The sequence below is a fragment of the Kitasatospora sp. NPDC004669 genome, from assembly GCF_040609455.1.
Classification (GTDB): domain Bacteria; phylum Actinomycetota; class Actinomycetes; order Streptomycetales; family Streptomycetaceae; genus Kitasatospora.
Map to the genome: position 1 here is coordinate 1 of NZ_JBEXKB010000059.1, position 13,052 is coordinate 13,052.

11 protein-coding genes are annotated in these 13,052 nt (G+C 73.5%); 7 read left to right on the plus strand and 4 right to left on the minus strand.

What is annotated here, in order from left to right:
* Positions 1-198: 198 nt before the first annotated feature.
* The 4 genes from ABZW30_RS35290 to sigK all read right to left on the minus strand — a co-directional run bounded on the left by ABZW30_RS35290 (position 199) and on the right by sigK (position 4,892).
* Positions 199-1,518, minus strand: a complete 1,320-nt coding sequence (locus tag ABZW30_RS35290; protein WP_355675334.1) for a deoxyribodipyrimidine photo-lyase — start codon at positions 1,516-1,518, stop codon at positions 199-201.
* Between the two features lie 199 nt (positions 1,519-1,717).
* Positions 1,718-3,211, minus strand: a complete 1,494-nt coding sequence (locus ABZW30_RS35295) for an SDR family oxidoreductase (protein ID WP_355675335.1) — start codon at positions 3,209-3,211, stop codon at positions 1,718-1,720.
* Positions 3,212-3,301: 90 nt separating this feature from the next.
* On the minus strand, positions 3,302-4,213 hold the full coding sequence (locus ABZW30_RS35300; RefSeq protein WP_355675381.1) for a MerR family transcriptional regulator: 912 nt from the start codon (positions 4,211-4,213) through the stop codon (positions 3,302-3,304).
* Between the two features lie 88 nt (positions 4,214-4,301).
* Positions 4,302-4,892, minus strand: a complete 591-nt coding sequence (gene sigK / locus ABZW30_RS35305; RefSeq protein ID WP_355675382.1) for an ECF RNA polymerase sigma factor SigK — start codon at positions 4,890-4,892, stop codon at positions 4,302-4,304.
* A gap of 310 nt (positions 4,893-5,202) precedes the next feature.
* Here sigK and ABZW30_RS35310 point away from each other — a divergent pair, with 310 nt between their 5' ends.
* The 7 genes from ABZW30_RS35310 (at position 5,203) to ABZW30_RS35340 (ending at position 12,957) form a co-directional block, all read left to right on the plus strand.
* Positions 5,203-6,753: an MFS transporter gene (locus ABZW30_RS35310; RefSeq protein ID WP_355675336.1), complete on the plus strand. Its 1,551-nt coding sequence runs from the start codon at positions 5,203-5,205 to the stop codon at positions 6,751-6,753.
* Between the two features lie 131 nt (positions 6,754-6,884).
* A complete protein-coding gene (locus ABZW30_RS35315) occupies positions 6,885-7,478 on the plus strand; it encodes a helix-turn-helix domain-containing protein (RefSeq protein WP_355675337.1) in 594 nt (197 codons plus the stop codon).
* Between the two features lie 32 nt (positions 7,479-7,510).
* Positions 7,511-8,803, plus strand: a complete 1,293-nt coding sequence (locus ABZW30_RS35320) for an MFS transporter (protein WP_355675338.1) — start codon at positions 7,511-7,513, stop codon at positions 8,801-8,803.
* A 342-nt stretch (positions 8,804-9,145) separates the two neighbouring features.
* A complete protein-coding gene (locus ABZW30_RS35325) occupies positions 9,146-9,535 on the plus strand; it encodes an SCO5389 family protein (protein ID WP_355675339.1) in 390 nt (129 codons plus the stop codon).
* Positions 9,536-9,755: 220 nt separating this feature from the next.
* A complete protein-coding gene (locus ABZW30_RS35330) occupies positions 9,756-10,796 on the plus strand; it encodes an LLM class flavin-dependent oxidoreductase (RefSeq protein WP_355675340.1) in 1,041 nt (346 codons plus the stop codon).
* A gap of 61 nt (positions 10,797-10,857) precedes the next feature.
* Positions 10,858-11,580, plus strand: coding sequence for a hypothetical protein (locus ABZW30_RS35335; protein WP_355675341.1), 723 nt, complete (start codon positions 10,858-10,860; stop codon positions 11,578-11,580).
* 369 nt (positions 11,581-11,949) lie between these two features.
* A complete protein-coding gene (locus ABZW30_RS35340) occupies positions 11,950-12,957 on the plus strand; it encodes an NADP-dependent oxidoreductase (protein ID WP_355675342.1) in 1,008 nt (335 codons plus the stop codon).
* The last annotated feature ends 95 nt before the right edge of the window (positions 12,958-13,052 follow it).

Here is a 13,052-nt window from a genome sequence, read left to right on the forward strand (position 1 = left end):
CCGTTCCCCTCGGGGGGCCCGACGTGTGGGCGGCGCCGGGGGGGGGGCCCGGGGGGGCCGGGGGGGGGGGGGGCGCCCCCCCCCCCCCGGGGGGGGGGGCCCCCCCCCGGGGCCGGGTGGTTGGACAGAGGCCTCGGTCGGAGGGCCGAGGCCCGCGCCCACTCGACGTTGCTCTGCCGGACGACGTCCGGCGAGGGCTCAGTCCAGCTCCCGGGCACGGCGCAGCCGGACCGTCAGGGCGTCCGGGGCGATGATCGGGTCCGGGTAGTCGGGGGCGAGCAGCCAGGGGCGGTGGACGGCCGGTCCGGGCAGGTGGGCGAGTTCCGGCAGCCACCGGCGCACGTAGGTCCCGTCGGGGTCGTAACGGTCGGCCTGGCGCAGCGGATTGAGGATCCGGTTGGGCCTGGTGTCGGTGCCGGTGCCGGCGACCCACTGCCAGTTGAGCTGGTTGTTGGCGACGTCGCCGTCGACCAGGAGGGACAGGAAGTGGGCGGCGCCGATCCGCCAGTCCAGGTAGAGGGTCTTGGCGAGGAAGCTCGCCGTGAGGAGGCGGGCCCGGTTGTGCATCCAACCCTCGTGGGCGAGCTGACGCATCCCGGCGTCGATGATCGGGTAGCCGGTGCGGCCCTGGCGCCAGGCTTCGGCCTCGTGCTCGTCGTGGTACCAGTGGTCGCCCCTGGTGCGGTAGTCGCGGTGGGCGGCGTCGGGGCGGGCGGCGAGGACCTGGTGGTGGAAGTCGCGCCAGGCGAGCTGCCGCACGAACGCCTGCGCCCCGGTGCTGCCGCGTTGGAGGGCACGGGCGGTCAGCTCCGTGGGCGACAGGCACCCGAAGTGCAGGTACGGGGAGAGCCGGGAGGTCGAGTCGGCGGCGGGGTCGTCGTGCGCCTCGGCGTACTCGTCGACGTCCCAGCGGCGCCACCGCGCCCGGGCCGCGACCTCGCCGCCGCGGGGCAGGGCCGGCGAGAAGGGGCCGCTGACGACCAGGTTCTCGCTGCCGATGCCGCTCGGCGTGCGGATGACCCGGGGCGCGTCCAGCACTGTCCGGTGCGGAGCCTGCAGCCAGGCGCGGTGGTAGGGGGTGAAGATCGCGTAGTGGTCGCGGCCGGCCGGGGTGATCCGGCCCGGTGGGACCACCGTCACGGAGGCATCGTGAACGTGCAGGCGGTCGCCGAACACGGCGAGCAACCGTTCCTCGCGCCGTCGGGCGAAGCCGCTCACCCCGGCGGCGACGTGCACCGTCGCGGCCCCGGTCTCGGCGGCGACCCCGGCGGTCTGCTCGGCGGTTCCGCCGCGGCGTACGGTCAGCCGGGAGCCGGTGCGGCGCAGCGAGGCGTCCAGGTCGGCGAGGCAGTCGGCCAGGAAGGCCTGCCGGTTGGGGGCGGCGAAGCCCGCCGCCTCGACGCCGGGATCGAGGACGAACAGGGGCACCACCTGGTCGGACGCGGTGCGCGCGGCGTGCAGCACGGGGTTGTCGTGCAGGCGCAGGTCCTGGGTGAACAAGGCGATCGAGACGGTCATGGGCGGGCCCTTCGCTGGTCCGGGCCGCACCGGCGGCCCGCGCTGCTCTGCACCGAGCCTTCGGAGCCGATCGCACCGCGGATTGGTCCGGGTACGGGCAAGGACGCGCGGTAAGGACGCCTGCGGCGAGCACGCGTGCGGTGAGGACGCCTGCGGCCAGGATACGGAGGGTGCCGTTGCCGTGCCGGACCCGCGCGGCTCACGCCGTCCGGCGGGCGCGTTCCGTGATGTTGCGCGCCATGGCGTCGAACACCAGGGCGTGGAAGGGTGCCACCGACCACCAGTAGGCGTGACCGGCCAGTCCGTGCGGGTGGAACAGGGCGCGTTGGTGGTAGCGCGCGCCGCCGTCACCGTCGGGGGTGACCCGCAGTTCGAGCCAGGCCAGGCCCGGCAGGCGCATCTCGGCGCGCAGGCGCAGCATGCGTCCGGGCTCGATCTCCTCCACCCGCCAGAAGTCGAGGGCGTCGCCGACCCGTAGCCGGTCGCGGTCGCGCCGGCCCCGGCGGAGGCCGGCGCCGCCGGCCAGGCGGTCGAGGGTGCCGCGCAACGCCCACACGAACGGGAGGGAGTACCAGCCGTTCTCGCCGCCGACGCCCTCGATGACCCGCCACACGGCGGCGGGGTCGGCTGCGACCCGGCGTTCGCGGAGGTCCTGGTAGAGACTGCCGCCGGCCCACGCGGGGTCGGTGGGCAGCGGGTCGCTGGGGGCTCCGGGGAGTGCGGCGGAGGACCAGCTGGTGGTGACCCGGGCCTCGCGGATGCGGCGCAGCGCGAGTTCGACGGCGCGGTCGAATCCGGTCAGCCCCGCCGGTGGGTCGGGGATCCAGCGGGCGATGTCGTGTTCGCCGCAGACCACCTCGTGCCGCAGGGACTCCACCAGCGGGCGGGCGAGCGGGCCGGGGACGGGGGTGACCAGACCGACCCAGTGGCTGGACAGGGCCGGGGACAGCACGGGCACGGGCACGATCAGCCGTCTGGGCAGGCCGGCCGCCCTCGCGTAGCGCTGCATCATCAGCCGGTAGGTCAGGACGTCCGGTCCGCCGATGTCGAAGGCCCGGTCGACCTGCGGCGGCAGGGCGGCGGCACCAACGAGGTAGCGGAGCACGTCGCGGACGGCGATGGGCTGGATGCGGGTGTCGACCCAGCGGGGGGTGACCATGGCGGGCAGGCGTTCGGTCAGGTAGCGGAGCATCTCGAAGGAGGCGGAGCCGGAGCCGATGATGACGGCGGCCCGCAGTTCGGCGGTGGGCACGCCGCCGGTGCGCAGGACGCGGCCGACCTCCGCCCGCGAGCGCAGGTGCGGCGACAGCTCGGCTTCGGGCACTCCGGCGGGCATCAGCCCGCTGAGGTAGACGATCCGGCCCACCCGGGACTGCGCGGCCGCCCGCGCGAAGGACCGGGCGGCGCGTCTGTCGGTGTCCTCGAAGCCGGGCCCGGTGCCGAGGGAGTGGACCAGGTAGTAGGCGATGTCGACGCCCTCGAAGGCGCCGTCCAGGGTCCCGGGCCGGGTGACGTCGCCGGGGGCCACCTCCACCTCGGCGCGCCACGGCTGGTCGCGCAGCCGCCCGGGGTCGCGGGCCAGACAGCGCACCCGGTGTCCGGCGGAGAGCAGTTCGGGTACCAGTCGTCCACCGATGTAGCCGGTGGCCCCGGTGACCAGGCAGCACTGCCCGGTACGGGCTCGCTCGTCCACCGTCCGCTCCTTCCGTGCGGTGGGGGTGTCCCCGCGCTCCGCCGGGCGGGGGCGCCTCGTATTCGGAGCCGGCGGGGGCCGGGATCGGGTTCAGCGGAGCAGGTCCTCCAGCTGGTCGAGGGCGGTGGCGAGGTCGCGGGGCCGCAGGGCGCCGGGCGGGCGGCGGGTGCCGGACCACCCCGGTCCGGCGGCCAGGACGACGGGGCGGGTGCGCGCGCCGTGCGGGCCCCAGGTGAGGTGGGCGACGCGTGCGGCCAGGGCCCGGTCGGCGGTGCGGGCGACCTGGGACCAGAGCAGGACGGCGGGCGGGCCGGTGCGGCGGACCGCCTCGACGAGCGCCTCGGGCGGCAGGGCGGGGCCGAACATGCGAAACGGCAGGCCACGGTCGGCGAGCCCCGCGGCGACCGCCTCCAGTGGGAGGGCGTGCAGTTCGGTGGGCATGCCGGCGAGCAGCGCGGCCGGACCGGGTGCCTGGGCCGGCCGGTCGGCGGCCCGGCGCAGGGCGGCGGCGACGTGCCAGGACAGCAGGTGCTCCACCTCGATGTAGCGTTCGCCCTCGGCCGCCCATTTGCGCCCGGCCGCCCGCAGCGCCGGGGTCATGACCTCCGTCCAGGCGATGACCGGGCCGAGGTCCTCGACGCTGCGGGCGAGGATGCGTGCGACTTCGGGGGCGTCGAGGCGTACGGCGGCCCGGGCCAGTCCCCGGCACTCGGGGCGGACGGTGCCCACGGCGAGGGTGTGGCCACCGGGACCGGGCGCCGCCCCGATACCGGTCGGGGGTGTGTCCGGGGAGGCGGCCAGGGCGCTGCGGGCGGCTTCGGCCGGCGTCACCCCGCGGGCGGTGAGGCGGCACATCTCCTCCAGGACGGCCACGTCGTGCGGCTCCCACCGACGGTGCCGCCCGGGGGCGTGGTGGGCCGGGCCGATGCCGTAACGGCGTTCCCAGGAACGGATGGTGGTGGGTGAGACCCCGAGCCGGCGGGCCAGGGCCCCGGTGGTCAGTCCGGGTTGAGCGGGGCCGGTCGGGGCGGTCGAAGCGTTCGGGCCGGTCGGACTGTTCGGGGCGGTCGGGGCGGTCACGGCCGCGAGCCTACGACCTGGCGGCGGGGCCGGTCCGCTGACGCGCGTACGGGCGGGGCGGCGCCTCGGGGACGTCGCCGAGTCGGTCGCGTAGGCGCGACAGGCCGTCGCGGATACGGGTCTTGACGGTGCCCAGGGGTGCTCCGATCACTGCGGCCGCCTGGGCCTGGGTGCAGCCCCCGAAGTAGACCAGCAGCAGGCATTCGCGCTGGACGTCGGTCAGCGCGGCCAGGGCCCGCCGGACCCGGTCGCGGTCGAGGCTGCCCTCGACCCGGTCGGCGACCTCGTCGAATTCCGGGGTGTAGGCGCGCACGGCGACGGTCCGGTCGCGGTCGGCCGCGGCCTGGGCGGAGCGGACGCGGTCGACGGCGCGCCGGTGGGCCAGGGTGAGCATCCAGGGCAGGACTTCGCCGCGCTCGGGGCGGTAGCGCGGGGCTTCCCGCCACACCTGCCAGAACGTCTCCTGGAGGACCTCCTCGGCCTGCGCGTGGTCGCGCAGCACCCGCAGGATCAGCCCCAGGACGGCGCCGGCGGTGGCGCTGTAGAGGTCCTCGAAGGCCGGTTCATCGGCGCGGGCGATGCGGGCCATCAGCGCACGCAGCCGGGCCCGCCCGTCGTCGGCGTTCTCGGGGACGGTGGGCCGGGCGAGCGGCCGGTCGGTGGTTGCCTGCACGGTTCGACCGTCGCGCAGACCCGACCCGGAGGCCACTCGCATCGTTTTCGCAGCGTTTCCTCAGCCGGTGGGCGCCGCGACGAGGGCGCCGCGCCCCGCACCTGGAGCGATTGTCCGGAAATCACTGCTTGTCCGTAATGAACGGTTGTGTTCCCTATCTCCCAGGACTACCGTCAGCAGTGGTGTACCGATCAGTGCCTTGCCCATCGTTCGCTCCCGAGCCATTGGGGAACCCGCCATGGCCACCTCGCGTGCTCTGGCCACGCCTCCGCCCGCGACCGCACGTCGGGGCCGGCACCCAGGGATAGCCCTCACCGTCATCGCGGCCACCCAACTCATGGTCGTTCTCGACATCACGATCGTGAACATCGCGCTGCCGCACATTCAGCAGGCGCTGAAGTTCAGCACCACCGACCTGTCCTGGGTCATCAACGCCTACACGCTGACCTTCGGCGGCCTGCTGCTGCTCGGCGGGCGGGCGGGCGACATCCTCGGCCGCCGACGGGTGTTCATCGTCGGCGTCCTGGTCTTCGGCTTCGCGTCGCTGCTCGGCGGGGTCGCGCAGAACTCCGCCTGGCTGCTGGCCGCGCGGGCCCTGCAGGGAGTCGGCGGAGCGATCGCCTCGCCGACCGCGCTGGCGCTGATCGCCACCAACTTCAAGGAGGGCCCCGAGCGCAACCGGGCCTTCGGGGTCTTCTCCGCCGTCGCGGGCGCGGGCGGCGCGATCGGCGTGCTGCTCGGCGGCATGCTGACCTCCTGGCTGTCCTGGCGCTGGGTGTTCTTCGTCAATGTGCCGATCGGCATCGCGATCGCCCTGCTGGCGCCGCTGTACATCGACGAGTCCGAGCGCCACCCCGGACACTTCGACCTGACCGGCGCGTTCACCGCCACGGCGGGCATGGTCTCGCTGGTGTACGGGTTCATCCGCACCTCCGACCACGGCTGGACCGACGCCGTCACCCTGACCGCCTTCAGCCTCGCGGTGCTGCTGCTGGCGGCGTTCGTGGCGAACGAGCAGCGCGCGCGACAGCCGATCACGCCCCTCCACCTCCTGCGCGACCGCAACCGCTCCGGCACGTACGGACTGATGCTCTGCGTGGCCGCGACGATGTTCAGCATCTTCTTCTTCATCACCCTGTTCGTACAGGAGATCCTCGGCTTCAGCCCACTGCGGGCCGGCTTCGCCTTCCTCCCGATCAGCGTGGCCACCATCGCCGCCGCCCAGTTCGCCGCCCGCAACCAGATCCGTTGGGGCCCTAAGCCGTTCCTGACCACCGGCTCGATCCTGGTCCTCGCCGGGGTCACCTGGGCGACCCGGATCGACATCGACACCACCTACGCGTCCGGCATCCTCGGGCCGACGCTGCTGTTCGGCTTCGGGATGGGCTCGATCTTCGTGCCGGTGATCCTCACCGTCGTCTCCCAGGTCGCCCCGCACGAGACCGGCGCGGCCACCGGCATGCTCAACACCACCCAGCAGGTGGGCGGTTCACTGGGCCTGTCGATCCTGGTCACGGTGTACGGCACGGCCAGCCGCAACGAGGCCCGCCGGCAGGTCGGGAGGTTCCTCCAGCAGGCCACCCCGGAGCAGGCCCTTCAGTTCGAGACGACCGGCAAGCTGCCCGCACCGCAGTCCTCGGAGGTGCTGGTGCACGGCATCGCCCGCGCCTTCCAGACGGGCCTCGTCTTCGCGGCGCTGGCTGTCGTCATCACGATGTTCGTGATCAAAGTCCGCAAGCCGTCGGCTCCCATCGGCCCGTCAGAGCAGGGCGCGGAAAGAGACGCGTAGTCCAGTGCCGCCGGGCGAGGCGGACGTGAGGGCACGACTGAAGGCCGTTCGGCACCCCGAGTCGGGCTGCTCGGGTACGCAACTCTGAAGCGGTTATTGCGAAGTTTTCGCTTCACATCTACGGTGAGTGCATGCGACCGAAGCACGAGCCTGAGCAGATCACCGACCTGTCACGGTTGAGGGCGGTCATGAACCCGCTGCGGATGCAGCTGTACCGGCTGCTGTACGCCGCGGGCACCGCGACCGCCTCTCAGCTCGCCGAGCACGTCGACGAAACGCCCTCGCTGGTCAGCTACCACTTGCGCAAGCTCGCCGAGCACGGCTTCGTGACCCAGGCGAGCGGCCAGGGCACCGACGGCCGCGAGCGGTGGTGGAAGGTCGTATCCGAAGAGGGCTGGGGCTTCCGCGACTCGGACTTCGCGGACACGCCCGAAGGCGCCGCCGCGGTCGGCGCGGTGACCCGCGGCATGTTCGACACCCGCGTCGCCCAGTACCGCACGTACCTCGACCAGAAGTCCGCCTGGGGGAAGGCGTGGACCGACGCGTCCTTCAGCTCCGAGTGGCTGCTCGACCTCACCCCGGCCGAACTCGCCGAGATGAGCGGCGAGCTTCAGGCGCTCGCCCGACGCTGGCGGGAGCGCAGCAAGGCCGCCAAGGCAGCCGGCGACACCGAGGACCGCGAGCACGTGTCCGTGCACCTCTACGGCTTTCCCTTCCGGCCCTGACTCAGCCGAATTCCGACTCACTGGAGCCCACCATGGCCATCCCAGAGACAGTCCTGCCCGAACACGCCACCACACCGGCCCACCGCGACGGCAACGTGCTGCGCTGGCTCACCGCATACACCGTTTCCCTCATCGGCGACAGCGTGTACTTCGTCGCCCTGGGCTGGTCCGCCCAGAAGGCCGCCGGTCCTGCCGAAGTCGGTCTCGTCATGGCCTCCGGGGCGCTACCGCGAGCGTTACTCATGCTCGGCGGGGGTGTGGTGGCCGACCGGTTCGACCCCCGTCGGGTGATTCTCGGCAGTGACGCGCTGCGCTGCCTGCTCATCCTGGCGGTGGCCGCCGGCATCGCACTGACGGCGCCGGCCCTGTGGATCCTGGTCACGGTGGCGCTCGTCTTCGGTGCCGTGGACGCGCTGTTCGTACCCGCAGTCGGCGCCCTCCCGCCCCGGATCACCACCCCTGACCAGCTGGCCCGGGTCACCGGCATGCGCTCGCTGTCGATGCGCCTCGGCCAGATCACGGGCCCGCCGATCGGCGGCCTGGCCATGGGGCTCGGCGGACCCGCGGCCGCCTTCACCGTCGCCGGACTGCTTTTCGCGCTGTCCCTGCCGCCCCTGCTGACGATACGGATGCGGCCCGTCGTGGCGAGCGGCGCCGAGCGGTCGGAGTCCGGCACCGAGCGGTCGGAGTCCGGCACCGCACTGCAGGACCTGCTCGACGGCCTGCGCTACATCCGCCGCCACCGCCTCATCGGCCCGCTCGTCGCCGGCGGCGCCGTCTGCGAACTCGGGCTCATCGGCACCCTCAACGTCGGCATGGTGCTCCTCAACGCCGAACGCGGCTGGGGTCCTTCCGGCTACGGCTGGATCGCCGGCAGCTTCGGCGCAGGAGCTGCGGCCAGCGCCTCACTGCTCGCCATCGCAGGATGGCTGCCCCGTGCCGGCCTGATGATGACCGGGACACTGCTCGTGGGCTGCGCGGGCGCGGCCACCATCGCGCTGGTGCCCACCCTTTGGCTCACCGCGGTACTGGCTGCGGTCATCGGACTGTGTGCGGGCGTCTTCGGCAGTCTGGACAACGCCCTCATACAGACCGCGGCGGACCCGGCCTATCTCGGCCGGGTCACCTCCGTCGTCATGCTCACCATGGTCGGTCTCGCCCCCCTCAGCTACCCGCTGGTCGGCGCTGCCATCGGAGTCTGGGGTGCCGCCCCCGTGTTCGTCGGCTGCGGCATCTTCGCCAGCCTGGGCGCGGTCATCGCCCTGGCCTCCGACGCGGTGCGCCACGCCGAACTGCCCCGGCAGCGGCCAGGCGTGACCGTCTGAGCAACCCGACCGCAGCCCGGGGACCAGCCCTCAGCAGGGCTGGTCGGCGCCCCCCGATGGGCGGTGATCACTCGCCGTCCACGGCCTCCGGATCACGCAGTGGTCGCAAGCCTCCGGGCAGGCCGGGGAGATGGAACCCGGTAGCGCCGGCAGAGCCGTCCCTGCTTGCACGCTCACGCCATCGGGGCTCCACGGCAGCCGGTGCCGCCGCGCGTCAGCCCTTCGGGGGGCCGGCACTTGACAGGGCGTCGAGTCGTCCAGGAGAGTCCATTACGCAAATGGTTTTCATCTTCGTTAGCCATCCCCAGTGCGCGCCCGCGCGCTCCGCGAAAGAGGACACCCATGTCGCTCGACGTCTCCCCCGCCCTCCTCGACCAGGCCCGCACCGGCCACGTGGACGAGGCCGACTTCCTCGACACCGTCCGTAGCTCGCTCCCTTACGCCTACCAGGTCGTCGCCGGGCTCAGCACCGAACTGGCTGCCGGCGAGGCCGAGTTCACCACCGACAACACCACGCCCAGCGACGAGCAGCGCGCCCAGCTGCTGCGCGCGCTGGCCAGCAACGCCATTCGGGGCAGCCTGGAGGACCACTTCGGGGTCAAGCTCGCCTTCGTCAACTGCCACCGCGTCGGCGCCTTCCGGCCCGGCGCCGAGGACAGCGAGGCGTACCGCGAGTTCACCTCGCTGCACAACCAGATCCGCAACCAGAGCCCGGAGCTGCGCAGCTGCTGATCCCCCGGCGGTCACGGCGGGCCCCCGCCCCACCGGCGGGGGCCCGCCCCGCGCGCGGCCCGGTGTCACGCCCGCGCGTGGCCCGGTGTAACGCCCCGTTGCAGTCCGGTGTCCGGATCGCGCGTCGATCTTGTCGCACCGCGCACGGTCTGCGTACGTTCGACGGGCACCACCCGACCGGCCCGCCCCGGGCCGCCCGATCCCACGCGGAGCCGCCACCATGCCGCCCTCCCCCCGCCCACTGCGGAAACTCGGCTTCCTGACCATCGGGCTCTTCGACGAGGCCGACCCGCGCCGGGGCCACGAGTCCACCCTGGAGCTGATCACCCTCGGCGAGCAGCTCGGCTTCGACAGCGCCTGGCTGCGCCACCGCCACCTCCAGTACGGGATCTCCTCCCCCGTCGCCGTCCTCGCCGCCGCCACCCAACGCACCAGCCGCATCCAGCTAGGCACCGCCGTCACCCCGCTCGGCTGGGAGAACCCGTTGCGCCTCGCCGAGGACCTCGCCACCGTCGACCTGCTCTCCGGCGGTCGGCTCAACCCCGGCTTCAGCGTCGGCCCGCCCGTCCACTACGAGCAGGTGCGCGGCGCCCTCTACCCCGACACCGGCGAGGACGAGGACTTCGGCTACCGCCGGGCCGAACGGCTGCTCGCCCTGGTCCGCGGCGAGGACGCCTCCGACTTCGCCGGCACCGAGGGCATCGAGGAGTACTCGCGCCGGGTCCAGCCGCACTCCCCCGGCCTGGTCGATCGGCTCTGGTACGGCGCCGGCAGCCTGCGCTCGGCGCGGTGGGCCGGCGAGCAGGGGATCAACCTGCTCACCAGCAGCGTGGTCAAGCCCGAACAGACGGACCCCGCACCGGACTTCGCCGAGATCCAGGCCGAGCAGATCCGCACCTTCCGCGCCCTGCACCCCGACGGCGAGCGCGCCCGGGTCTCCCAGGGCCTGGTGCTCATCCCCACCGACAGCGCGACCCCCGAGCAGCGGTCCGAGTACCAGGCCTACGCCCTCGCCCGCACCCCGCGCACCCTCACCCCGCAGGGCCCGAACCGGCTGCTCTTCGCACCCGACCTGGTCGGCAGCTCCGAGGAGCTCGTCGAGCGGCTGCACGCCCACGCCGGGTTCCGGGAGGTGGACGAAGTCGCCGTCGCGCTGCCGTTCACCTTCGAGCACGAGGACTACGTACAGATCCTCACCGACCTCGCCACCCGGCTCGGGCCCGCCCTCGGGTGGGCACCGTCGACAGCCGGGCAGGGCTGAGCGGCTGACCTGTCGGTGCGGCGCAGGGGGCCGCACCGGCGGGTCCCCTACCGTCGCGGGCATGCATCTGTTGCGCCCGCCGGAGACGCTCCACGACACCCCCGGTAGCCGACTGAGCCACGGCGGGCTGCTGGACACCCCGGCCGGGCTGTTCACCGTGCTGGCCCTGGAACACCGCCCGGTGCCGCCGCTGGCCGGGTCCGCCCTGCCCTGGCTGGTCTACCTCACCCTGCCGGGGAACTCCCACGGCACCCTCGCCCTGCCCGCCATCCGCAACGACCCCGAGTACGGCGTCGAGTTCGTGATCTGCCGGTTCGGACCGGTGCCCGACCGGGGCGGCCTGATGCTGGTGATCCGGCACGCCTTCCTGCCGCGCCAGGTGGGACTGTCCCTGGACGCCCCGGCCGTGCCGTCGGCGCAGGCCGTGCTGCTCGCCGAACCCGCCCTGGTCGGCGCGGCCGGGTCCGGGGACGTGCGGGTCTGGCACAGCGGCGTGCTGCGGGTCGGCGGCCTACTGCACACCCACCTGGAGGCCACCGCCGAGCGACCCGGGCTGCTGGCCGGGCCCGACTGGGACGTCTCCCCGAACCGGCCGCCCGGCACCCCGCGGCCGGTGGAGGTCCGGGCCGAGCCCGTCGGCAGCTACCGGGGTGGCACCGGTCAGACGGGCGAGCAGCACTCCGGCGTCGACGCGCTGCTCACCGTTCCCGAGTCCGACCTGCGCCTCAGCTGGACCTGCCACCCGCTCGGAATCACCGGTACCTCGGTGATTCCCGCGAGTTGATCCGCAACCAGGCCCAGCAGGAGCGCGTCCCGAGCCGACACCCCCGAACTGCGGGCTCGCCGGCCACATCCACAGCGTTCCGGCCGTCCACCGCTCCGGGCGGACCCCTGCGCGCCGCGGCCCACCGCGAACTCGCCGACCGCCCCGAGGCCGAGCACCTCTGGCCCATGGCCCGGTAGTGCGCCCACCGCCGGACAGGGGGCGGACGCGCTCAACCTCGCGGAGTTCCGCCGCCGGGCGTGGACTGCGGTCGGCGACGGCCAGGAGCCGGTCGACGGAGAGCCCTGACAAGGCCTGGCCAGATGACTAAGCGCTTGCTTACACTCGGGTCCTTGCCCTGCTGAACCCGAGTACGCCCCAGGAGACGCCATGACCGGAGTGAACCGCCAGATCCGCCTTGCCCGCCGGCCGGTCGGGGAGGTCCGGGCGGAGGACTGGGCGCACGGCGAGGAGCCCGTGGGCGTGCCGGGCGACGGCGAGTTCCTGGGCCGGACCCGGTACATCTCGCTCGACCCGGCCATGCGGGGCTGGCTGGACGACCGCCCCTCGTACCTGCCGCCGGTGGGCCTGGACGAGGTGATGCGCGCCAACACGGTCGTCGAGGTCGTCGCGTCCAACCACCCGAAGTTCCAGATCGGCGACCACGTGGTGGGTGCCTTCGGCGTCCAGGAGTACGCGGTGTCGGACGGCAAGGGAGCACTCAAGGTGGATCCCGCGCTCGCGCCGCTGTCGACCTACCTCGGGGCGCTCGGGATGCCCGGGATGACGGCCTACTTCGGGCTGCTGGAGGTCGGGGCGCTCAAGGAGGGCGAGACCGTGGTGGTCTCCGGCGCCGCCGGGGCCGTCGGCACCCTGGTCGGGCAGATCGCCAAGGTCAAGGGCTGCCGGGTGGTCGGGATCGCGGGCGGGCCGGAGAAGTGCGCGCTGCTGACCGACGAGCTCGGCTTCGACGCGGCGATCGACTACCGGGCCGAGGACGTCCGCAAGGCGCTGCGCACCCACGCCCCGGACGGCATCGACGTCTACTTCGACAACGTCGGCGGCCCGATCCTGGACGCCGCGCTGACCCGGCTGGCGATGCACGCCCGGGTGGTGATCTGCGGGGCGATCAGCCAGTACAACAACGAGAGCGCCGTGCAGGGGCCGTCCAACTACCTGTCGCTGCTGGTGCGGCGGGCGCGCATGGAGGGCTTCGTGGTCTTCGACTACGTCCGCCAGTACGCGACGGCGGCCGCCGAGATCGCGGGCTGGATCGGCGACGGCCGGATCAAGGTCAAGGAGCACCTGGTCGAGGGCAGCGTGGACGACTTCCCGGAGACCCTCGGGATGCTGTTCCGCGGCGAGAACACCGGCAAGCTGGTGCTGCGCCTGGCGTGAGAACGTTCCTCGGGCGGCGCCACCCGCGCGTGGCCGCCCGAGGCCGGATCAGAACAGCGGCCCGATCAGATCAGAGGCCCGATCAGAACAGCAGC